The sequence below is a fragment of the Streptomyces sp. Edi4 genome (assembly GCF_040253615.1).
Lineage (GTDB): Bacteria > Actinomycetota > Actinomycetes > Streptomycetales > Streptomycetaceae > Streptomyces.
Genome location: NZ_JBEJGY010000004.1, coordinates 862,074 through 883,178, shown reverse-complemented (window position 1 = coordinate 883,178; position 21,105 = coordinate 862,074). Strand labels below are relative to the sequence as shown.

Annotated in this window: 19 protein-coding genes; 7 read left to right on the top strand and 12 right to left on the bottom strand. The window is 71.5% G+C overall.

Features of this window, described 5'->3' with window-relative positions; translation table 11 throughout:
- Positions 1–2 precede the first annotated feature (2 nt).
- Complete coding sequence (locus ABR738_RS05935) at positions 3–1,109, bottom strand: alpha/beta hydrolase (RefSeq protein WP_350228915.1); 1,107 nt, start codon at positions 1,107–1,109, stop codon at positions 3–5.
- Positions 1,110–1,950: 841 nt separating this feature from the next.
- Between ABR738_RS05935 and ABR738_RS05930 the strand changes: the two genes are divergently transcribed.
- On the top strand, positions 1,951–3,651 hold the full coding sequence (locus ABR738_RS05930) for a ricin-type beta-trefoil lectin domain protein (protein WP_350228914.1): 1,701 nt from the start codon (positions 1,951–1,953) through the stop codon (positions 3,649–3,651).
- Between the two features lie 8 nt (positions 3,652–3,659).
- Here the strand turns inward: ABR738_RS05930 and ABR738_RS05925 are convergent, their stop codons facing one another.
- Positions 3,660–4,256 carry a Type-2Aa cytolytic delta-endotoxin gene (locus tag ABR738_RS05925; protein ID WP_350228913.1) on the bottom strand — a complete coding sequence of 199 codons (597 nt, stop codon included), beginning with the start codon at positions 4,254–4,256 and terminating at the stop codon, positions 3,660–3,662.
- Positions 4,257–4,538: 282 nt separating this feature from the next.
- Here ABR738_RS05925 and ABR738_RS05920 point away from each other — a divergent pair, with 282 nt between their 5' ends.
- The 3 genes from ABR738_RS05920 to ABR738_RS05910 all read left to right on the top strand — a co-directional run bounded on the left by ABR738_RS05920 (position 4,539) and on the right by ABR738_RS05910 (position 9,216).
- A complete protein-coding gene (locus tag ABR738_RS05920; protein ID WP_350228912.1) occupies positions 4,539–6,026 on the top strand; it encodes an aldehyde dehydrogenase family protein in 1,488 nt (495 codons plus the stop codon).
- Positions 6,027–6,110: 84 nt separating this feature from the next.
- Positions 6,111–7,652, top strand: a complete 1,542-nt coding sequence (locus ABR738_RS05915) for an APC family permease (protein ID WP_350228911.1) — start codon at positions 6,111–6,113, stop codon at positions 7,650–7,652.
- Positions 7,633–9,216, top strand: coding sequence for a GMC family oxidoreductase (locus tag ABR738_RS05910; RefSeq protein ID WP_350228910.1), 1,584 nt, complete (start codon positions 7,633–7,635; stop codon positions 9,214–9,216). The genes ABR738_RS05915 and ABR738_RS05910 overlap by 20 nt, the downstream gene beginning before the upstream one ends.
- 49 nt (positions 9,217–9,265) lie before the next feature.
- On the opposite strand, the gene ABR738_RS05905 is transcribed toward ABR738_RS05910, so the two are convergent.
- The gene (locus ABR738_RS05905) at positions 9,266–9,739 is read right to left on the bottom strand and encodes an Lrp/AsnC family transcriptional regulator (RefSeq protein ID WP_350228909.1); all 474 of its coding nucleotides are present in this window, start codon (positions 9,737–9,739) and stop codon (positions 9,266–9,268) included.
- Between the two features lie 59 nt (positions 9,740–9,798).
- Between ABR738_RS05905 and ABR738_RS05900 the strand changes: the two genes are divergently transcribed.
- On the top strand, positions 9,799–11,010 hold the full coding sequence (locus tag ABR738_RS05900) for a trans-sulfuration enzyme family protein (protein ID WP_350228908.1): 1,212 nt from the start codon (positions 9,799–9,801) through the stop codon (positions 11,008–11,010).
- Between the two features lie 23 nt (positions 11,011–11,033).
- Here the strand turns inward: ABR738_RS05900 and ABR738_RS05895 are convergent, their stop codons facing one another.
- On the bottom strand, positions 11,034–11,588 hold the full coding sequence (locus ABR738_RS05895) for a hypothetical protein (protein WP_350228907.1): 555 nt from the start codon (positions 11,586–11,588) through the stop codon (positions 11,034–11,036).
- A gap of 324 nt (positions 11,589–11,912) precedes the next feature.
- Between ABR738_RS05895 and ABR738_RS05890 the strand changes: the two genes are divergently transcribed.
- Complete coding sequence (locus ABR738_RS05890; protein WP_350228906.1) at positions 11,913–12,947, top strand: methyltransferase; 1,035 nt, start codon at positions 11,913–11,915, stop codon at positions 12,945–12,947.
- 26 nt (positions 12,948–12,973) lie between these two features.
- Here ABR738_RS05890 and ABR738_RS05885 read toward each other — a convergent pair whose 3' ends face one another.
- From ABR738_RS05885 to ABR738_RS05870, 4 genes are all read right to left on the bottom strand, one after another.
- Positions 12,974–13,423, bottom strand: coding sequence for a hypothetical protein (locus ABR738_RS05885; protein ID WP_350228905.1), 450 nt, complete (start codon positions 13,421–13,423; stop codon positions 12,974–12,976).
- An 80-nt stretch (positions 13,424–13,503) separates the two neighbouring features.
- On the bottom strand, positions 13,504–13,962 hold the full coding sequence (locus tag ABR738_RS05880) for a hypothetical protein (protein WP_350228904.1): 459 nt from the start codon (positions 13,960–13,962) through the stop codon (positions 13,504–13,506).
- A gap of 31 nt (positions 13,963–13,993) precedes the next feature.
- Complete coding sequence (locus ABR738_RS05875) at positions 13,994–14,734, bottom strand: SDR family NAD(P)-dependent oxidoreductase (protein ID WP_350228903.1); 741 nt, start codon at positions 14,732–14,734, stop codon at positions 13,994–13,996.
- Between the two features lie 40 nt (positions 14,735–14,774).
- Positions 14,775–15,260: a MarR family winged helix-turn-helix transcriptional regulator gene (locus ABR738_RS05870; RefSeq protein WP_350228902.1), complete on the bottom strand. Its 486-nt coding sequence runs from the start codon at positions 15,258–15,260 to the stop codon at positions 14,775–14,777.
- Between the two features lie 179 nt (positions 15,261–15,439).
- Between ABR738_RS05870 and ABR738_RS05865 the strand changes: the two genes are divergently transcribed.
- Positions 15,440–15,856 (top strand): organic hydroperoxide resistance protein, encoded by a 417-nt coding sequence (locus ABR738_RS05865; protein ID WP_350228901.1) that lies wholly within the window; start codon positions 15,440–15,442, stop codon positions 15,854–15,856.
- Positions 15,857–15,884: 28 nt separating this feature from the next.
- Here the strand turns inward: ABR738_RS05865 and ABR738_RS05860 are convergent, their stop codons facing one another.
- The 4 genes from ABR738_RS05860 to ABR738_RS05845 all read right to left on the bottom strand — a co-directional run bounded on the left by ABR738_RS05860 (position 15,885) and on the right by ABR738_RS05845 (position 20,906).
- Positions 15,885–16,838: an NAD-dependent epimerase/dehydratase family protein gene (locus ABR738_RS05860; RefSeq protein ID WP_350228900.1), complete on the bottom strand. Its 954-nt coding sequence runs from the start codon at positions 16,836–16,838 to the stop codon at positions 15,885–15,887.
- Positions 16,839–17,055: 217 nt separating this feature from the next.
- Positions 17,056–18,564: an MFS transporter gene (locus ABR738_RS05855; protein WP_350228899.1), complete on the bottom strand. Its 1,509-nt coding sequence runs from the start codon at positions 18,562–18,564 to the stop codon at positions 17,056–17,058.
- Between the two features lie 161 nt (positions 18,565–18,725).
- On the bottom strand, positions 18,726–18,929 hold the full coding sequence (locus tag ABR738_RS05850) for a hypothetical protein (RefSeq protein WP_350228898.1): 204 nt from the start codon (positions 18,927–18,929) through the stop codon (positions 18,726–18,728).
- A 192-nt stretch (positions 18,930–19,121) separates the two neighbouring features.
- The gene (locus tag ABR738_RS05845; protein ID WP_350228897.1) at positions 19,122–20,906 is read right to left on the bottom strand and encodes a M4 family metallopeptidase; all 1,785 of its coding nucleotides are present in this window, start codon (positions 20,904–20,906) and stop codon (positions 19,122–19,124) included.
- Positions 20,907–21,105: the final 199 nt, after the last annotated feature.

Below are 21,105 nucleotides of genomic sequence, written 5' to 3'. Positions count from 1 at the left end.
GCTTATGAGGCGGGAACGGGGCCCTGCATGTGCTCACTGATCCACTGGATGAGACCGCCGTCGGCCATGTTCGGCACATACGTCTTGGCGTTGTGCCCGCCGCCCTGTATGACGCTGAGCTTGGTCTTCACCGGGCCCTTGGTGTACTTGGAGATGAACTCCTCGATCTTCGGCTTGGCCTGCGCGTCGGAGCCCACGGTGCCGACCTGGAAGGCGAGGTAGACGTCGGGACTCTTGGCGGCGATCAGCTTCTGGGCGAGGAGGTTGGGATTGTTGTCCGCCTTCTCCTTCTCGTGACCGGCCCACAGGCGGGAGTCGGGCACGATGTCGGGGCCCGAGGCGATGACCGCCTTGAACTGGCCGGGCTTTTGCAGCACGCTCTTGAGGCCCGCGAAGCCGCCGGTGGAGGAGCCCATGAAGGCCCAGCCGTCGCGGGAGTTGACGGTGCGGAAATTGGCCTTGATGAGGTCGGGGACGTCCTCCGTGAGCCAGGTGCCCATCTTCGGCTGGCCCGGGATGTCACTGGCGTCCCAGTACAGGCCGCCGGTGTCCGGGTGCGGATTGAGCACCGGCATCGCGAGGATGAAGGGCAGGCTCTTGCCCTCCTTGGACCACTGGGAGACGCTGGCCTCCAGCTTGAGGTCCGTACCCATCCAGTAGTTGGTCGGGTAGCCGGCGCCGCCCGGCAGCGCGACCATCACCGGGAAGCCGCTGTTGGCGTACTTCGGGTCCTTGTACTCCGGCGGGACCCAGACCCACACCTTGCCCGTGAAGCCGGACTTCTTGCCCTCCAGGGTCGTCACGGCGATCTTGGTGCCGTTCTCGGGCACCGTGCCGGCCACCGTGAACTTGGCCTCGGGTCCGGTCGGCATGAGGACCTTGGAGTCGGCCTTGCCTCCACCGCCACCCGGCTTGTCGCCACCGACCCCGCCGTCCTGACCAAAACTGATCGCGTCTCCCTTGTCGGAGAACACGTCGAAATAGTTCAGGACGGGCCACGCGATCAGGCCGAGCACGGTGACGGCGACCACGCCGAGTATCCAGCGCTTGGCGCGACGGGCCCGGCGGTGGCCCCGAGACTGATAGGCCCCTTGGCGGGGGTGGGTCATTGCGATCGCTCCGGGTGGTTCTGTGGCCCAAGGGCATTGCCTGTTCGTTCCATCAGGGCTGATGGGCACGGAGGGCCAAAGGGTTCCGGATTCGTCATACAAATCTTGTGCAAGTGTTCGATCCGACGAGGGCGGCCCGGTGGCCCGGCGGCCCGGTGCCTGAGGGGTCTCCTACCCGGACAGCGGGCACCCTGTGGCTCGCGCGGCCGTGGCGGCTGTCACACCGCACCGCCACCGGGCGGGGGAACCTTGATCCGCCGCAGCGTTGAAGGACAGCCCGTCCTCCCGCGTGGGAGGTGTCGCAGCGCACCGTCACCGGGCGGCGGGACCCTCGTTCCGGCGCGCGGCCGAAGCGCGGACCGTCCCCCCGGCTGCTTCGCGCGCCCACGCCGCGAGGTCCCGCCCGACCGGGTCCCCGGCGTCGTCCACACGCGCCGCCCCACCCGACGAACTGGAATGCGCCAATCGCGCGCGGCCCGGGCCGGTCGTCCGCGAAGCGGGAAATCGTGGCACCTCGCAGCGCCCGGGTCGCACCCCAACTCGGCCTCTGTGCGGGCGAGTTGGCGCCATCCCGCATCCGGCCTGCACGGGGCCGCGCCCGGCGGGCCACCCCGGCCGGCCGGCCCGTGCGCGGACACGCCTCGGCAATGCCGGGCTCGGCCCCGGGCGCGGCGGATGCTTGTTTCCGCTCGCTCGATGGGAGCCATTGACAACAACGAGCGTCAGTACTGCACTGGCGGGTGCCCTCCGGCAGGCTCGTGCCGGCGGGATCGGCACCTTCCCCTGCCCTCCTCACGCATGGCGCCCGGGCCCCGCCGGCCGGGCCAGGAAGGAATCTGTCGTGCCGTCACTTCCCACCCGCCGCAGGAGAATCGCGGCCCTGCTCGCCGCGGCCCTCGCCGTCCCGCTGAGCGCAGCCGGGGCGTACGCCTCGACGGCGCCGGCGCCCTCCGCGCCCCGTGGCGCGCCCCTGGCCGCCGCCCCGCCCATGGGCTGGAACAACTGGGCCCATTACATGTGCGACATCAGCGAAGCGACCGTCGTGCGCAACGCCGACGCCCTGGTCTCCTCGGGCCTCGCCGCCAAGGGCTACACCACGGTGACGGTGGACGACTGCTGGATGGCCAAGAGCCGCGACGCCGCGGGCGACCTCGTCGCCGACCCGGAGCGCTTCCCGCACGGCATGGCCTGGCTCGGCTCCTACCTGCACTCCCGTGGTCTGAAGTTCGGCATCTACGAGGACGCCGGCTCCGCCACCTGCGAGGGCTACCCCGGCAGCGGACGCCCCCAGGGAGGAGGCGGCGACCACTTCGCCGAGGACACCGACACCTTCGCCTCCTGGGGTGTGGACTACCTCAAGCTCGACGGCTGCAACATGTACGTGGCCCCGGGCCAGACCAAGGAGGAGGCCTACCGCCAGGCGTACGACCGCGAGGCCGACGCCATCGCGGACTCCGGGCGTGACATCGTCTTCTCCGAATCGGCGCCCGCCTACTTCCAGCCGAACGGCGAATGGGGCAGCTCGGACTGGTTCTCCGTGCTCTCCTGGGTCGGCAAGGACGGCCAGCTCTGGCGCGAGGGCACCGACATCGCCGTCTACAACCCCGCCCATCCCGGCACCAGCCGCTGGGCGAGCGTGCTGCACAACTACGGCTACAACCGCTGGATCGGCCGCTACGCTGGACCGGGCAACTGGAACGACCCCGACTTCCTGCTCGCCGGCGATCCCGGTCTGAGCGCCGAAGAATCGCGCAGCCAGGTGGCGCTCTGGGCGATGATGGCCGCCCCGCTGATCCTCTCCTCCGACGTGGCCTCCCTCACCCCGGCCGGGCTCTCGGCCCTCGGCAACAGGGCCCTCATCGCCATCGACCAGGACAGCCTCGGGCGGCAGGCGGGGATGGTGTCCACCGACGGCACGACCGACGTGCTGGCGCGCCCGCTCGCGGGCGGCGACCGGGCCGTGGCCGTGCTCAACCGCTCCTCGTCGGCGCGGACCGTGTCCACCACCCTCGCCTCGGTCGGCCTGCCCGGCTGCCGGGTGAGCGCCAAGAACCTGTGGAGCGGCGCCCGTTCGACCACCTCGTCCGCGCTGAGCGCGACCATTCCCGCGCACGGCACCGCGATCTGGCGGCTCACCCCGGGCAGTGGCTGCGCCGCCGCCGTACCCACCGGGCAGCTCACCGGCAACGGCGCCAACTGCGCGGCCGTGGCGACAGACGGCACCGCGAACGCCACCCCGGTGATCCTCTCCACCTGCGCCGGCGGCGCCGACCAGCGCTGGACCCTGGCCCACGACTCGACCGTGCGGGCCCTGGGCAAGTGCTTGACGGCGAGCGGCGGCGCGGGCGACGCGGCCGTTCTGTCGGACTGCGCGGGCGACGCGGCCCAGCGCTGGACGGCCGACCCGGACGGCGCGCTGGTCAACGCCGGATCGGGGCTCTGCCTCGATGTGTACGCAGGAGGCACGGCTCCGGGCACCAAACTGGACACCTGGGCGTGCGGGGCGCGGCAGGCCAACCAGACCTGGGCCCTGCCCGTGTGACAGCCGTGTCAGGCGCGGGGGGCGAGCTTCTGCCGGACGCTGACCGCGTCGACACGCAGGGTGACCGCGGCCGTGTCCTCGGCGCTCAGCGACAGGAGCGTCGCCCGGTCGGCGGCCACGGTCACCTCCACGTGGAACGCCACGAGGCAGAGGTCGCCCGCGGTCTCCTCGTCCTGAAGCGCGAAGAGCAGATCGCAGAAGTAGCGGGCGCCCTCCGCGCTCTCCCGGAAGCCGAGGTGGGGTGCTCCTTCCTGTTCGCCCAGGCCGAGGAAGACTTGGGCGAGCGCGGCGTCCGTACGCTCCCAGAAGGCGGGGTTGGCGAACGGCTCGACCAGGGCCTGACGCACAGCCTGCTTCAGCGTGAGCACCATGACCTGGACCGGCGCGGTCTCCTGGAGGCCGAAGCCCGGGATGATTTTGACGAGGGTGCTGTCGGGCAGGGCGCGGGCGGCCGCGCGCACGGCGGCGAAGTCGAAGTCGCCGCCCGCGGGGGCGATCGCCTCCTGGAGTGCGGCCTCGGCGGCGCGCAGCCGGTCGAGCGCGTCGGGGCCGGCTTCGGCGACCGTCCGGAAGACGGCCCTCGCGCTGGTGCTCCGGTCAACCATGGCTGCTCCCCTGGAGGCTGGACGTGATCAATGGCCGACGCGCAGTATGCCCAAGCGGCCGGGAAGGGGCGCAGCGGTCTCACATTCCGTGCGCCACCCGCCTCGCGGGAGGCTGGCGCACCGGGCGGCGTGACCGTAAGTAACCAGGTGTGCGCCTCTGACCTGCGAAGACCACAGAAAGTGACGCCGGTCACGTCGGGTGATTTTTTCGGCATGTTCCCCGCACGGCCGGGCAGGGGCGCAGGTGGCCCTGTCCCAGCACCGCATCGGAGGATCCGAACCATGCCCGAGCTCTACATCGACGGCCAGTGGAGAGCCGCCGTCGACGGGCGGACCCGCGAGATCCGGTGTCCGGCCGACAACACCCTGGTCGCCACCGTCGACGAGGCCGGCCCCAAGGACACCGAGCACGCCATCGCCGCGGCCCGAGCCGCCTTCGACCACGGACCGTGGCCGAGGACGGCCCCGGCCGAGCGCGGTGCGCTGCTCCTGCGCGTGGCCGACCTGCTGGTGCGCGACAAGGAGATCCTGGCGCGCGCCGAATCCCTCGACACCGGCAAGCGCATCGTCGAGTCCCGTTACGACATGGACGACATCGCGGGGTGCTTCCGCTACTTCGCCACGCTCGTCACCTCCGAGGGCGCGGGCCGTGTCGTCGACACCGGCAACCCGGTCGTCGACAGCCGCGTCGTGCGGGAGCCGGTCGGGGTCTGCGGGCTCATCACGCCGTGGAACTACCCGCTGCTCCAGACCGCCTGGAAGGTGGCCCCGGCGATCGGCGCCGGCAACACCTTCGTCCTCAAGCCCAGCGAGCTGACCCCGCACACGGCCATCCACCTCATGAAGCTCCTGGCCGACGCGGGCCTTCCGGCGGGCGTGGCCAACCTGGTGCTCGGCGCGGGCGCCGAAGCCGGCGCGCCGCTGGCCGACCACCCCGACGTGGACCTCGTCTCCTTCACCGGCGGCCTGGTGACCGGCCGCCGCATCATGGCGGCCGCGGCGCCCACCGTGAAGAAGACCGCGCTCGAACTCGGCGGCAAGAACCCCAATGTCGTCTTCGCCGATGTCGCGGCGAGCGAGGCGAGCTTCGACGCCGCCGTGGACAACGCGCTCACCGCGGTGTTCCTGCACTCCGGTCAGGTCTGCTCGGCCGGCACCCGGCTCCTGGTCGAGGACGCGCTGCACGACCGCTTCGTGGACGAACTCGTGCGCCGCGCGGGCCGCATCCGCCTCGGGGGCCCCTTCGACGAGCGGGCCGAGACGGGACCGCTGATCTCCGCCGCCCACCGCGACAAGGTCGAGGCGTACGTCGCCGCCGGAATCTCCGAGGGCGCCGTGCTGCGCTGCGGCGGCGAGCGCCCCGACTCCCCCGAACTGGAGGCCGGTTACTACTACCCGCCGACCATTTTGGACGAGTGCCGCAGCGACATGAGCGTCGTACGCGACGAGTCCTTCGGGCCGGTCCTGACGGTGGAGCGCTTCACCGCCGAGGACGAGGCCGTGCGCCTGGCCAACGACACGGTCTACGGCCTGGCCGGCGCGGTGTGGACCACCGACGAGGCGAAGGCGCACCGCGTCGCGGCGGGGCTGCGGCTCGGCACCGTATGGATCAACGACTTCCATCCCTACGTTCCCCAGGCCGAATGGGGCGGTTACAAGCAGTCCGGGACGGGACGCGAACTCGGTCCCGCGGGCCTGGCCGAGTATCAGGAGACCAAGCACATCTGGCGCAACACGGACCCGGCGCCCCAGGGGTGGTTCGAGAGCTGAGCCGCTGAAGGCCGGCCGTCCACGCGGACGGCCGGCCACCGCATCCGTGCCCCTCCTGCATCCCTGCCTACTTGGAGCCTGGTCATGAGCATGACGAAGGATGACGACGATCTCCGGGAGTTCGGTTACAGACCCGAACTCAAACGCACGCTCGGCAACTTCCACACCTTCGCCGCCGGCATCAGCTACATCTCGATCCTCACCGGCACCTTCCAGCTGTTCTACTTCGGCTTCGGCTTCGGCGGTCCCGCCTACTGGTGGTCCTGGCCGCTGGTGTTCGTCGGCCAGCTGATGGTCGCCCTGTGCTTCGCGGAACTCGCCGCCAAGTACCCGGTGGCCGGCTCGGTCTACAACTGGGCCAAGAAGCTCGGCGGCCCGCACGTCGGCTGGCTGGCCGGCTGGATGATGCTGATCGCCTCCATCGTCTCGATCGCGGCGGTCGCGCTCGCCTACCAGGCGACCCTGCCGCAGATCTCCAAGGTCTTCCAGATCGTCGGCGACGGCACCGGCACCTATGACGTGGCCACCAACGCCGTCATCCTCGCCGCCGTCCTGATCCTCTTCACCACCCTGGTGAACGCCTTCGGCGTCAAGCTGATGGCCCGCATCAACACCGCCGGTGTCTTCCTCGAACTCGTCGCCACCGTCGTCCTGATCGTCCTGTTCGCCGTCCACGTCGTACGCGGCCCCTCCGTCGTCCTCGACACCCACGGCCACGGCGGCAGCGGCAGCTTCGGCTACATGGGCGCCTTCCTGACCGCCGCGCTTGCCTCCGCCTACGTGATGTACGGCTTCGACACGGCCGCCTCGCTCGGCGAGGAGTCCGTCGACCCCTCCCGCAACGCGCCGCGTGCCATCCTGCGCGCCCTGCTCGCCTCGTTCGTGCTCGGCGGCCTGATCCTGATCCTCGCCCTGATGAGCGTCTCCAGCCTCGACGGCAAGGGCATCACCAGCGACGGCCTCCAGTACGTGGTGCTCGACGTGCTCGGCGACACCGGCGGAAAGCTCATGCTCTGGTGCGTCCTGATCGCGGTCACCGTGTGCGCGCTCGCCGTGCACACCGCCGCCATCCGCCTCGCCTTCGCGATGTCGCGGGACAACAACCTGCCCGCCGCGTCCCTGATGGCCAAGGTCAGCCCGCGCTTCCAGACGCCCGTGCTGCCCGCCGTCGTGATCGGCGTACTGGCCCTGGTGATCCTGCTCGTGAACATCCGTCAGCCGCAGATCTTCTCGGTCGTCACCAGCATCGGCATCATCATGATCTACGTGGCCTACCTCCTGGTCACCCTGCCGATGCTCATCGCGCGCCTGCGCGGCAAGTGGACCCCGGCCGGCGACGGCAAGTTCTCGCTCGGCCGCTGGGGCCTGCCGGTGAACATCCTCGGCGTGCTGTGGGGCGGCGCGATGACCCTCAACCTGGCCTGGCCCCGCGCCGAGGTCTACAACGCCACCGCGCCCTACCACTGGTACCTGCGCTGGGGCGCCTTCCTCTTCGTCGGAGCCGTCCTGCTCGGCGGCTTCGCCTACTACTGGTTCGTCCAGCGCCACAAGACCGGCGTCCTCGCGAGCCATGCCGCATCGGAAAACGAAAGCGAGTCGCACCATCATGCCGACACAGTCCACTGAATCCCCCACCCCCACCGAAGAGTTCGACTACGTCGTGGTCGGCGGCGGCACGGCGGGCAACGTGGTCGCGGCCCGGCTCAGCGAGGATCCCTCGGTGACGGTGTGCGTCCTTGAGGCAGGCCCCTCGGACGTCGGTGACGACAACGTCCTCAAGCTGGACCGCTGGATGGGCCTGCTCGAATCCGGCTACGACTGGGACTACCCCGTCGAACCGCAGACCCACGGCAACAGCTTCATGCGCCACGCCCGCGCCAAGGTCCTCGGCGGCTGCTCGTCGCACAACTCCTGCATCGCCTTCTGGGCCCCGGCCGAAGACCTCGACGCCTGGGAGGCGGCGGGCTGTTCGGGCTGGGGAGCGGCCGACATCTTCCCGCTCTACCGGCGCCTTGAGACCAACGACGCCCCCGGCGACCACCACGGGCGCAGCGGGCCGGTGAAGATACGCGACGTCAAGTCCTCGGACCCGTGCGGCGCGGCACTCCTTGAGGCCTGTGCCCAACAGGGCATCCCCACCACGCGGTTCAACGACGGCAAGACCGTGGTGCGGGGCGCCAACTGGTTCCAGATCAACTCCGACGAGAACAACATCCGTCAGTCCTCCTCGGTGGCCTACCTCCACCCCGTGATGGACAAGCGGCCCAACCTCGTCGTACGCACCGGGGTCCGCGCCAAGAAGCTCCTCATCGACGCGGACCGCCGCTGCACGGGCGCCGAGTACCTGGACCCCGACCTCATCCACACCCGCACGGTCACCGCCCGCCGCGAGGTCATCGTGTCCTGCGGCTCCATCGACACCCCCAAGCTGCTCATGCTGTCCGGCATCGGACCGGCGGCCCATCTGCGCGAGGTGGGAGTGGACGTCCTGGTGGACGCGCCCGGCGTGGGAGAGAACCTTCAGGACCACCCCGAGGGCGTCATCATGTGGGAGGCCAAGCAGCCCATGACGACGGCCTCCACCCAGTGGTGGGAGATCGGCATCTTCGCCGACACCGAACCCGGCCTGGAACGCCCGGACTTGATGTTCCACTACGGCCAGGTGCCGTTCGACATGAACACGGCCCGCTACGGCTACCCGACCACCGAGAACGCGTTCTGCCTCACCCCCAATGTGACGCAGGCCAAGTCGCGCGGCACGGTGCGCCTGCGCACCCGCGACTACCGCGACAAGCCCATGGTCGACCCGCGCTACTTCACGCACGAGCACGACGAGCGCGTCATGACGTACGGTCTGAAGCTGGCCCGCCAGATCGCGGCCCAGCCCGCCCTGAGCGGCTGGGCGGGCGCCGAGCTCGCCCCGGGCCCCGACGTCCGCACCGACGACGAACTCCTCGACTACATCCGCAAGACCCACAACACCGTCTACCACCCCGCTTCCACGGTGAAGATGGGCGCCGACGACGACGCGATGGCGCCGGTCGACGCGCGCCTTCGGGTCAAGGGCATCGAGGGCTTGCGGGTGTGCGACGGCTCGGTGATGCCGGACCTCGTCACCGTCAACCCGTGCATCACCACGATGGCGATCGGCGAGAAGTGCGCCGACCTGCTGAAGGCCGACGCGCGCTGACCCACCCCGGCCCGTCCCGGGCCCCTCGCGGGGGCCCGGGACAAGTGGGCTACTCCGGCGGCAGCAGTGGGCCGCAGTCCCACTGCTGGAAGATGAGCCGGGTCTCCACCCGGGCGACCTCGGGGCGCGAGGTGAACTCGTCCAGGACCAGACGCTGGAGATCCGCGGTGTCCGCGACGGTCACATGGACCAGGTAGTCGTCGGGACCGGTCAGGTGGAACAGCGAACGGGACTCCGGCAGCGCCCTGACCCGCTCCACGAACGGGCCGATCAGATCGCGCCGGTGCGGGCGCACCTGCACCGAAAGCAGCGCCTGGAGGCCCCGCCCCAGCTTCGCCGGATCGACCCGCAGCTGATAGCCGAGGATCACGCCGGCGCGCCGCAGCCGCGCCACCCGGTCCAGGCAGGTCGAGGGCGCCACGCCCACCTCGGCGGCCAGATCGCGGTAGGTCGTGCGTGCGTCGTTCTGCAAGAGGCGCAGAATGTGCAGGTCCACCGGATCAAGTACGACGGATTCGGCCATGGCCCGAACGTAACACGGAGTGCCGCATCCGGAGCCCGGCGACTGTTCACAGTGGGCCCATGGACGCCGACACAGCCCCGCGTGAAGCGGACGCCAGAGCAGTGGACACCCTCGCCGTGCACGCGGGCCGCGAAGACCTCGCGGGCCTCGGACTGCACGCCCCGCCGATCGACCTGTCGACCACCTACCCCTCCTACGACAGCAGGGGAGAGGCCGCCAGGATCGACGCCTTCGCCGCCACCGGCGAGGCCCCCGAAGGGCCGCCGGTCTACGGCAGGCTCGGCAACCCGACCGTGGCCCGCTTCGAGTCGGCGCTCGCCGCCCTGGAGGGCACCGAAGCCGCCGTCGCCTTCGCCAGCGGCATGGCCGCCCTGTCCGCCGTCCTGCTCGCCCAGCACGCCGCCGGCCACCGCCACGTCGTCGCCGTGCGCCCGCTGTACGGATGCAGCGACCACCTCCTGACCGCCGGGCTGCTCGGCACCGAGGTCACCTGGACCGACCCCGAGGGCGTCGCGGACGCGGTCCGTCCCGACACCGCGCTCGTCATGGTGGAGAGCCCCGCCAATCCCACGCTCGCCGAAGTGGACCTGAGCGCGCTCGCCGCGGCCTGCGGCACGGCGCCGCTCCTCGTCGACAACACCTTCGCCACGCCCGTACTCCAGCGCCCCGCGCTCAGCGGCGCCCGGATGGTCCTGCACAGCGCGACCAAGTACCTCGGCGGTCACGGGGACGTGCTTGGGGGAGTGGTGGCCTGCGACGAGGCGTTCGCCCGCCGGCTGCGCCAGATCCGGTTCGCCACCGGCGGCGTCCTGCACCCGCTCGCCGGCTATCTGCTGCTGCGCGGGCTCGCCACGCTGCCGGTCCGGGTGCGCGCCGCGTCCGCGACCGCCGCCGCGCTCGCCGCCCGCCTGGCCGCCGACCCGCGCGTGCTGCGGGTCCACTACCCGAAGGTGGGGGGCGCGATGGTGGCCTTCGAGACGCTGACCGACCCGCACGAGGTGATCGCCCGGGTGCGCCTGATCACGCCCGCCGTCAGCCTCGGCAGCGTCGACACCCTCATCCAGCACCCCGCCTCCATCAGCCACCGCATCGTGCCCGAGGACGACCGCAGGTCATCGGGTGTCAGCGAACGGCTGCTGCGCATGTCGGTGGGGCTGGAGGACATCGAGGACCTGTGGAGCGACCTGGACCGGGCGCTCGGCGATGTGCCGCCGACGCCGGTGGCGAGCCGGCCCGCCGTGGCCGAGGAGGCCCGGTTCGCGCGGGTGTGAGCGGGCGGGCCGGGCGGCGGGACTCAGTGGGACGTCTTGTTCCGGGTGAACTCGTCCTTGCCGAACCCGGCCCAACTCACCTCGAGCCCGGCCCCGTTCACCTTGGCCGTGCCCCGGGTGCGGGTGGTGTCGCCGTCGGGGCAGGTCAGACGCAGCGTCAGCGCCGCGGGCTTGCCGTCGGCCGTGCCCGTGCACTGGTGCTCACCGAGCACGGACGCGGTCCTGCCCTTGATGACGAGCGCGACGGGCTTGCCGCGCGTCACGGCCACCCAGTTGCCGTCGAGGCCGTTGGCCGTCGCGGGCGACGCTTGCGAGGCCGGCCCATGTCCCTTGACACCGGCGGGGGTTGAGGCACCGGGCCCGCCGGGCGCCGCCGCCCCCGATGTCGCCCCGGCCGGCGCAGTCGCCCCGGCCGTCGGCGTGGCGCTCGCGGCCGCCGCCCCCGACGCGCTGCCTGAAGGGCCGCCCGACGGCTTGTCGGACGCCGCGTCCGACCCACCGCTGCCGCACCCCGACAGGAGAAGGACGGCGGTGAGCCCCACGGTGGCGAGGCCGGTGGTACGCGAGAACCTGTGCACTGCTGATCGTCCCCCTGCGACGCGCTTTTGCGGACGCGTCAAGCTATCAGCGGCCCCGCCGGCACACCGGGACTTCCCCCGTTCCCCGACGTGCGGGCGCCGGGAGTGATACGCGTGGGCACGGCGCCGGGAGTGAAGCGCGTGGGCACGGCGCCGCCGCGCTCCGGCTCGTGGCGCTCCCGCGCTCCGGCTCGTGTCGTCCCCGTGCCCCGGCTCGTGGCGCCGGCGTGCTCCTGGCGCGCTCCTGGGGCGGGCCGGGAGCGCGCCCGAGATCGCGCACTGCGACGATGGGCGGGCGAACCTCGTGATGACAGGAGCGAACCCTTGGCGACAAGCCCGGAGCAACCGACCGGCCCCACCGGACAGTTCACCCCCTCACCACTGAACCAGCTGCTGTACGGACACATCCACTCGGCCGCCGTCAGGGCGGTGGCCGAGCACCGCGTCGCCGACCTGCTGGCCGAAGGGCCCCGCACCGCCGGGGAACTCGCCACGGCCCGCGGGCTGCACGCCGGCACGCTCAGGCGCGTCCTGCGCCTGCTCGCGATGCACGGGCTCTTCACCCAGGACGAGAAGGACACCTTCGGACTCACCGACGCCGGCCAGGCGCTGCGCACCGACGTGCCGGGCTCGCAGCGCACGGCGGCCCTGCTGCTCACCGACGAGATGTTCCGGCGGGCCGCGGACGGCATCCCCGACGCCGTACGGACCGGCAGAACCTCCTTCGAGGCGGCCTACGGGGTCCCGTTCTTCGACCACCTCGCCGTCTCGCCCGACCAGCGCGAACTCTTCGACGCCGGGATGGCCTCGATGGCGGACCGCACCGACGATCTCATCGCGGAAAGCTACCCCTTCCCCGCCGCCGGCACCGTGGTGGATGTCGGCGGCGGCCGGGGCGGCCTGCTGCACGCGGTGCTGAGGCGTGAACCCGCCCTGACCGGCGTCCTGTTCGACCGGCCGGACACCGTGGCCGACCACGTCCTGGACACCGAGGAGGTGCGCGGGCGCTGGAGCGTACGGGGCGGCGACTTCTTCACGGCCGTGCCGAGCGGCGGGGACATCTATCTGCTCAAGCGCATCCTGCACGACTGGAGCGATGAGGAATGCGCGCGCATCCTGGGCGCGGTCCGCGCGGCGGTGGCGCCGGGCGCGCGCCTTCTCGTGGTCGATTCGGTGCTGCCGGACAACGGCGACCCGCATCCCGCCGTCGAGCTGGACATCATCATGATGATGCTGGTCACCGGCAAGGAGCGTACGGCCAAGGAGTTCGAGGACCTGCTCGCGGGGGCCGGGTTCAGGCTGGAGCGTGTCCTGCCCACCCCGACCCTGCCCTCGATCCTGGAGGCGCGGGCGGTCTGAGGGGCGGCGGGGCCGGCCTCACGGCCTCACGGCGTCGCGGACAGGTCGCGCAGGAACACGGCCACGGCGGCGGCGATCGCGAGGATGACCAGCCAGGAGAGGAAGCCGGTGTGCCGGCCCCGGCGCGCCGCCTTCGCCTTCTTCGGTCGGCCCCGCCGTCGCTCCCGTGCGGGCCGGGGCGCCGGGCCCCGGGTGGTTTCGGCGAGCAACTGACGGCATATCAGCGCGAGTTGACCGGTGCCCGCGGTCAGGCTCGCCACCGTCTCCGAGCGGGCCGGAGCGGTGGTGCCGCCGTCCAGGATCCGGCCCGCGCGGATCAGGACCTGGTCCTTGCCGCCGGTGGGGGAGAGGCTGATCCAGCGTTCTACATGGGCCGCCCGGATGACGACACCACCCGAATGCTCCCGGTACACCGTGTGCTCACTCCACAGCAGACCCGCCAACTCGCCTGCGGTGTCCCGCAGTTGTGCGCTCACGCTTCCCCCACACCCCGAACGTTCGAACGAATATCGCACTGTAGCGGCAGCGGGCGCCGGGTCGCGAACCGGCCGGGGCCTCACCCGGCGGGTTCGACCTCCAGGTAGTGGTGGCGGCCCGGCCCCCGGTATTCCAGGGCCAGCCAGCCCAGCGGGCCCAGCACTTCGGCGCAGCGGCGCAGTGCTTCGCTCGCCGTGTACTGCGCGCCGCTGCCGGGCGGGCCGAGCCACTCCACCCGGACGCTCGTCGGCGGCCCGGCAGCGCTGACGCGGTATCCGCGGGCGCACCGCCGGCCCTCCTCGTCGAGCGCGGACGGCTCGATTCCCGAGGCCTCCAGGGCGATGGCGACCGCCCGCACCGGCCGCGACCGCTCCCACTCGGCCGGGCGCGAGGCGGCGTCCGGCCCGGCCATCACCCGGCGGATGCGCAGCAACCCGTCGAAGGCGGCCAGGACCGCTGCCTCGCGGTCCGGGCCGCCCAGCGCGGGCCCGTCCCCGGTGGCGGCCTCGAAGGGCCCCGCCGTCCCGTCAACGGCCATGGCCGCCCCCCTTGTCCCGGCGCAGCCCGGTTCAGCGTCCGCCGGAGACCCGCAGGATCGCGCCGGTGGTGTACGAGGACTCGGGCGAGAGCAGCCAGGCCACGGCGGCGGCGATCTCGGACGCCTCGCCGGGGCGGCCGAGCGGGATGTTGGCGGCCGCCCGGGCCGGACGGCCCGGGTCGCCCATCGTGGCGTGCATGTCGGTGTCGATGATGCCGGGGGCGACCGCGTTCACTCGGATGTTGTCCGGTCCGAGCTCCTTGGACAGGCCGACCGTCATGGCGTCGGTGGCCGCCTTCGAGGCCGCGTAGTGGACGTAGTCACCGGGGCTGCCGAGGGTGGCCGCGGCGGAGGAGATGTTGACGATGGCGCCCCCGCCGTGCGCGGCCATGTCCCGCGCGGCCCGTCGGCAGCACAGGAGGTAGCCCACGACGTTCACGTCCATCACCCGGCGCAGATCCTCGGTGCGGGTCTCGGTGAGACGGCCGAGCGGTCCGGTGACGCCGGCGTTGTTGACCAGTGCGCTCACGGGCCCGAGTTCGGCCGCCGCGGTGTCGAACAGCCGCTCCACGTCCGCCTCTTGAGCGGTGTCGCCCCGCACGGTGACACAGCGGGCCCCGGCCGCGCGCACCGCGTCGGCGACCTCGCGGGCGGCCGCGTCGTCGCTGACGTAGCCGAGGGCGATGTCGTGCCCCTCGTTCGCGAGCCGGACGCAGGTCGCCGCGCCGATGCCCCGGCTGCCGCCCGTGACGATGGTGACCGGACGTGTCATGTGATGTCTCCCGTGCTCGCCTCCGGGCCGCGCCGCCACCTCACGTCGTACCACACGGCGCCGCCCCCGCCGCGTCCAGCCCTTCGGTCAGGGTGGCCAGGAGGGTGCGCAGGGTGTGGAAGTCCTTTGGGGGCAGGTTCACGGCCCGCGCGATGTGGTGCGGCACGGCGCGTGCGCGCTCCCGCAGATCGCTGCCCCGCGGGGTGAGGCGGACGGTGACGGAGCGTTCGTCCGCCGGGCTGCGGCGGCGCTCCAGGAGACCGGCCGCTTCGAGGCGCTTGAGCAGCGGCGACAGAGTGCCCGAGTCCAGCCGCAGCTTCTCGCCGATCCCCTTCACCGGCAGCTCGCCGTGTTCCCAGAGGGTCAGCATCACCAGGTACTGCGGATAGGTCAGGCCCAGGTCCTTCAGGAGCGTGCGGTACACGCCGGTGAAGGCGCGGGAGGCCGCCTGCAACGAGAAGCAGAGCTGGAGGTCCAGCCGCAGATAGTCCTCTTCGTGCGGATGGGCGGGCGGTGTGGTGACCATGCGTCCAGGCTAGCACCGGCGCCATTTAGTTGTGCGCAACTGAATTGTGTGCTTCAGTTGATGACGTGGCCGAGGGACAGCGGATGCGACTCCCCGCAGGCCGCGCAGCACAGAGCTTTGACGGACCCGGGCGAGCACGGACACGGCTTCGCGCCCGCCGAGACGAGAGGAACCGATCCATGGACGCGCTCTACACCGCGGTGGCGACCGCCAATGGCCGCGAGGGCCGCACCGTCAGCTCCGACGGCCGGCTCGACCTGCCGCTCGCCTTCCCGCCTGCCCTCGGGGGCAACGGCGAGGGCACCAACCCCGAGCAGCTGTTCGCCGCCGGGTACGCCGCCTGCTTCGCCAGCGCGATGGGCTCCGTCGCGCGTCAGCTGCGGCTGGACGTCAAGGACGTCTCGGTGACCGCCGAGGTGGGCATCGGCAAGGACCCCGCCGACGGCGGCTTCGGCATCGGAGTCGTCATGCGGGTGGAGCTGCCCGGGCACCTCGAGGGCGAGAGCGGCGCCAAGCTCGTGGAGCTCACCCACGCCGCCTGCCCCTACTCCAAGGCGACCCGGGGCAACATCCCCTTCGAGATCGTCATCGAGTAGCGGATCGGCTCCACTCCCGGCGCGGCCCTCACCCACGCTCGGCAAGCAGCTCGCGGTACCACGTCAAAGTGGCGTCCAGGGTGTCGCCCATCGGGACGGGGGTGACGCCGAAGGCGGCCTCGAAGGCCCCCGAGTGCATGATCTGCGGCTCGGTGTGCTGGTAGAACATCTCGGCGTAGGCGTCCATGAAGACCTGGTCGAACGGGCCGAAGGGGCGCGGCTCGTCGAGGGTGACCACCTTCAGCGCGGCGCCGACGCGGTCCTCGATCATGCCCAGCACCTCACGGGTGGTCAGGGCCGACGCGGTGGGAAGGTGCCACACCCGCCCGTCGCCGCGCGGACTCTCGCCCAGCGTGGCGAGCCCGGCGGCCACCGCGCGGATGTCGGTGTAGCTGTGCGGCAGGTCGATGTCGCCCAGGGCCAATACCTCGCCGCTGGTCAGCGCCGGGAGGAAGACGGACGCGCCCAGCGTGGAGTTGAGGACGCCGGGCCCGACGAAGTCGGCGGACCGGCCGAGCGCCACACGGACGCGGCCGCCCCGGTGCGCGGCCAGGTACCTCTCGTCGAGTTCCGCGCGCATCCTGCCCTTGAGCGTGGTGGCGCGCCAGGGGGTGTCCTCGGTCATGACATCGCCGTGCGTCTGGCCGTACGGGTAGAGCGTGTCGAGCACGACCAGGCGCGCCCCGGCCGCTTCGGCGGCGCCGAGCACGGCCTGCTGGATACGGGGCATGACGTCGACCTGGAGGTGATAGGCGACGTTGACGCAGTGGTAGACGACTTCGGCTCCCGCGATGGCCGCGGCGGCCCCTTCGAGCGTGGACACATCGCCCTTCACGCGGTCGACACCCGTCATCGCGGTGAGCGTGCCGGAGCGGTCGACCAGGCGGACCGGGTGGCCCCGGCGGACCAGCTCGGCGGCGAGCGTGGCGCCGGCCGGACCGGAGCCGAGGACCACGTGCAGGTTGCTTTCGGTGTGGTTCATGTCGATGCCCTTCTACGGCCGAGGCGTGCGCGCACCCGGCTTTGTTATTTGGCGTGCCGATAGTTAGAGACTCTAACGCTCGCGAAGAGGGCTTGCAATAGGCTGGGGTGCGCGGCGCCCGCTCGCGTGCGCGCATACGACAGAGGGCGGCGAGCCCCGCTCGCCGCCCAACTGGCCCTGCCCGCCGCCCACTTCGCGCCGAAGCGGCGGCCCCCTCTCACCCGGCGGGCGCCGCCGGCGGGGTCGCCTTCTCGCCCTGGGCGCCGAGTCGCGCGGAGAGCGGGGCGGCGATGTCCTCCAGGGACTTGCCCTCGGCGTCGATGGCCAAGAACGCGGCCACCACGCCGGCCGCCGTCATCAGCGCGGCGCCGATGCTGAATGCGAGGACGGCGTCAGCGACCACCCCGCTGGACGTCAGGGCGGAGAACACCAGCGGCCCCGAGATGCCGCCCGCGGCCGTGCCGATCGCGTAGAAGAAGGCGATCGCCATCGCGCGGGTCTCCATCGGGAAGATCTCACTCACCGTCAGGTACGCCGAACTCGCGCCCGCCGACGCGAAGAACAGCACCACACACCAGCACGCCGTCATCGTGGTCGCGTTGAGCCACCCCTGCGCGAAGAACCACGCGGTGACGAAGAGCAGCGCGCCCGAGAGCACATAGGTGCCGGCGATCATCCGGCGGCGGCCGACCGTGTCGAACAGCTTGCCGAGGAAGAGCGGGCCGAGGAAGTTGCCGAAGGCGATCACGGCGAAGAAGTAGCCGGTGCTGCCGCTCGACACGGCGAAGAACTTCACCAAAATCGAGCTGAAGCCGAAGGTGATCGCGTTGTAGAGGAAGGCCTGCCCGATGAAGAGGGCGAAGCCGAGCACCGCGCGCTTGGGGTAGGAGCTGAACAGGGTCCGGGCGATCTCCCAGAAGCCCACGCTGGTGCGCTGCTCGATGGTGATCGAGCTCCCGGGCTCCGGCAGCCGCTCGCCCTTCTCCTGCTCCACCGTGCGCTCCACGTCGTCGAGCAGCTGCTCCGCGCCCTCCTCACGGCCGTGGATGAACATCCACCGCGGGCTCTCCGGCACATGGCGGCGCACCAGCAGGATGACGAGACCGAGCACCACACCGAGGGCGAAGGTGAGGCGCCAGCCGATGTTCTTCGGCAGCAGGTCGGTGTTGAGGGCGAGCACCGACAGCAGCGCGCCGCCCATGGCACCGAGCCAGTAGCTTCCGTTGATGATGAGGTCCACCCGGCCGCGGTACTTGCTCGGGATCAGTTCGTCGATGGCGGAGTTGATCGCCGCGTACTCACCACCGATGCCGAAACCGGTCAGGAAGCGGAACAGGAAGAACCACCACGCCGTGAAGGACAGAGCGGTCATCGCGGTCGCGGCGAGATAGACCGCGAGGGTGACCAGGAACAGCTTCTTGCGTCCGAACCGGTCGGTGAGCCAGCCGAAGAACAGCGCCCCGCAGCAGGCGCCGGCCACATACAGCGCGGCGCCCAGGCCGGTGACCTGGGCGTCGGTGATCGCGAGACCGCTGCCGTCCTCGGAGAGGCGGCTCGCGATGTTCCCGACGACGGTGACCTCGAGCCCGTCCAGGATCCACACGGTGCCGAGCCCGATGACGATCATCCAGTGCCAGCGCGACCAGGGGAGCCGGTCGAGCCTGGCCGGCACCGAGGTGGTGATGGTCCCCGGCCCCCGCCCGGGACTCTGCGCCGTACCGCTCATGAAGTGCCTCCTGCCGCCGCGACCGAACCACATCTGCCGGACGCGAGTACCCGGCGCGCGCCGGACATACTCCCCGCGACCTCGCGTCCCTGGATGGACCCGCGCGGACGCGGCGCGCAGCCGGACCCGCGCGGGAGCAAGCCCCGCGTCACCGCGCCGCGTCAGGGGACTTCGCGCAGATAGAGCGCACCGCAGGTGTGACAGAAGGGGTGGGCGCGGTCGGTGCCCCAGGCGTCGTCGGGCATCTCCTGGGCGCCCTCGGCGAGGTCCCGTCCGCACATGGCCTGTACTTCCTCGCCCCGGACCATGTGCCACTCCTTGAGCGTGCCGTCGGGAAGCGGTTCGGCGACGATGCGATGGCGCACTGGTGACTCCTCATGCGTGTCGGGCCGCGTCCGGTGGCGCGGGCGCCGGGCGCACCCCGGCCATCCGACCCTGACACCGCTGCCGCGCCCACGCATGCCGAACGTCCGCCGATGGTGACACCGGGACGTCGCCCGGCGGTGGACATGCCACTGCCGCCCCACGGACCCGTGGAGCGGCAGTGACGGGCGTGATCAGCCGGCGGACGGGGCGTTCGCCGGAGTCACGTTGACGGCGGCCCAGGCCTGGTCGACCGTCTTGTACTCGGTGCTGGACGCGCCGTACAGGTCGGCGGCGGCGCTCAGCGTGGCGGTGCGGGCGTCGTGGAAGTCGGTCGTGGAGACCATGTACCGGGTGAGCGCACGGTAGAAGATGGCCGTGGCCTTGTCGCGGCCGATGCCGGTCACCGTCGAGCCGTCGTAGGTCGGCGAGTCGTAGGCGACACCGTTGATGGTCTTCTTGCCGCTGCCCTCGGCCAGCAGGTAGTAGGCGTGCGAGGAGACGCCGGAACCCGCGTGGACCTCGGTGTCGTAGGACGCGGGCGACCAGTAGTCGACCGTGCCTTCGAGCTTGTCGAGGGACGGCTTGTCAAGCCGGCGCAGGAACTTCTGCTGGAGCCCCAGCTTCTCGCCCATCAGGTAGTTCGGCGGGTTCTTGGGGTTGTTGGTGGCGAACTCGACGTTGCTGCCGAAGATGTCGGCCAGCGACTCGTTCAGCGCGCCGGGCTCGCCGAACTGGTTGTCGTCGGCGTCGACGCGGGTCGGCTGGAGGTTCGCCGTCGCGTCCACGACGCCATGGGTGAGCTCGTGGCCGGTGACGTCGAGGACGACCAGGGGCTGCGCGAAGGTCTGCCCGTCACCGTCGCCGTAGAGCATGCAGCCGCAGTCGGAGTCCCAGAAGGCGTTGCCGACCTTGCTGCCGAAGTGCACCATCGCGTGGGCGCCCACGCCGTCGTTCTTGATCCCGTCGCGGCCCAGGGTCTTCTTGTAGAAGTCCAGGGTGCTGGTGATCCCGTACTGCGCGTCGACGGCGACGGTGGAGCGGTCGCTCACCTTGCCGGTGCCCCAGCGGTTGGTGGTGCTGGTGAACGCCTTGCCCGCGCTGAACTGCTCCAGCTGCTTGTTGCCGGCGTCGCGGGTCTCGGTCTGGCCCCGGCTCGGGTCCTTCAGGGCGAACGCGCTCTTGGCCGTCTGCGTGGTGGTCAGCGGCACGCTGCCCACGAACAGGGAGGCGCCGGTGCCACTGGCCGAGGCCGGGAACCCGGTCGCCCTCGATGAGGCGAGGGGAGCGGGCAAGGAGGCGTCGAGAGCCGGGCTGAGCTTCTGGCCGCTCTTGCGGAGCTTGGCCTGGACGCCGGGGGAAAAGAAGGAGTCGTCGGCCGGGGTGTTGCTGAGGACCGTGCCGGTGGCGGCGTCGACGACCACGGTGCGGGTGCCGGACTCGGTGGTCGAGCTGTTCGTCACCTGGATCTGGTAGGCGAGCGCCGCGTGCCCGGCGCGGGCGTCCACCACGAGCTTGGCGGTGCCCGCGGTGCCCTTGGCGACGGCGGCGGCCTTCGCCTTGGCCTGTGCGGCCGTCAGCTTGGCGCTGGTGGTGGGAACGGTGACCTGGCGGCGCAGGGCCCGGGTCACACCGGTGTAGCCGGATCTCGCGTCGAGGTGGATGACGAGGTCGCCGCCGAGGACGGGCAGTCCCTGGTGCGAGCGTATGAACCGGACGTGCTTCTTGCCGTCCGGGTCGACCAGGACGTCGCTGGCCTGAAGTGTGTCGTCCTTGCCGACGCCGGTGGCCGAGGCGTGTGCCTGGGCGGCGGCGCGGGCCGCGTCGATGACCGGCTGGAAAGCGGTGGTGGCCGCGGGGGCGGTGGCCCCCTGGGCGGCGGGAGCGGCGAAGGCCGTGGCCCCGCCCCCCGCCGTGATGGTGAGGGCCGTGGTGACGGCCAGGGATATCGCCAGGCTGCGTATGTGGGGTGTACGCACGGTGGGGGGTCCTTAGAGGTGCGGGGGCGGTCGGCTCACAACCGCCCGTACGCACGGTGCTGTTGTGCACCGTGGGGACTGTGAGGTCTTGGCCGGAACCCTGCTATGCCTGGCATGGACATGTAAAGAGGGAAGATCGAGTTCCGTGTTCCCGGAACCCAGATTTAACAATCGGCCCCGTTCCAGGTGGCCGGAAGGT

Excerpts from the sequence above, each read along its gene's own strand:
- ABR738_RS05870 (WP_350228902.1), bottom strand. The coding sequence starts at position 15,260 with ATGGTCACCACACCGCCCGCCCATCCGCACGAAGAGGACTATCTGCGG.
- ABR738_RS05860 (WP_350228900.1), bottom strand. The coding sequence starts at position 16,838 with ATGAACCACACCGAAAGCAACCTGCACGTGGTCCTCGGCTCCGGTCCG.
- ABR738_RS05875 (WP_350228903.1), bottom strand. The coding sequence starts at position 14,734 with ATGACACGTCCGGTCACCATCGTCACGGGCGGCAGCCGGGGCATCGGC.
- ABR738_RS05915 (WP_350228911.1), top strand. The coding sequence starts at position 6,111 with ATGAGCATGACGAAGGATGACGACGATCTCCGGGAGTTCGGTTACAGA.
- ABR738_RS05855 (WP_350228899.1), bottom strand. The coding sequence starts at position 18,564 with ATGAGCGGTACGGCGCAGAGTCCCGGGCGGGGGCCGGGGACCATCACC.
- ABR738_RS05910 (WP_350228910.1), top strand. The coding sequence starts at position 7,633 with ATGCCGACACAGTCCACTGAATCCCCCACCCCCACCGAAGAGTTCGAC.
- ABR738_RS05865 (WP_350228901.1), top strand. The coding sequence starts at position 15,440 with ATGGACGCGCTCTACACCGCGGTGGCGACCGCCAATGGCCGCGAGGGC.
- ABR738_RS05935 (WP_350228915.1), bottom strand. The coding sequence starts at position 1,109 with ATGACCCACCCCCGCCAAGGGGCCTATCAGTCTCGGGGCCACCGCCGG.
- ABR738_RS05905 (WP_350228909.1), bottom strand. The coding sequence starts at position 9,739 with ATGGCCGAATCCGTCGTACTTGATCCGGTGGACCTGCACATTCTGCGC.
- ABR738_RS05900 (WP_350228908.1), top strand. The coding sequence starts at position 9,799 with ATGGACGCCGACACAGCCCCGCGTGAAGCGGACGCCAGAGCAGTGGAC.
- ABR738_RS05880 (WP_350228904.1), bottom strand. The coding sequence starts at position 13,962 with ATGGCCGTTGACGGGACGGCGGGGCCCTTCGAGGCCGCCACCGGGGAC.
- ABR738_RS05925 (WP_350228913.1), bottom strand. The coding sequence starts at position 4,256 with ATGGTTGACCGGAGCACCAGCGCGAGGGCCGTCTTCCGGACGGTCGCC.
- ABR738_RS05920 (WP_350228912.1), top strand. The coding sequence starts at position 4,539 with ATGCCCGAGCTCTACATCGACGGCCAGTGGAGAGCCGCCGTCGACGGG.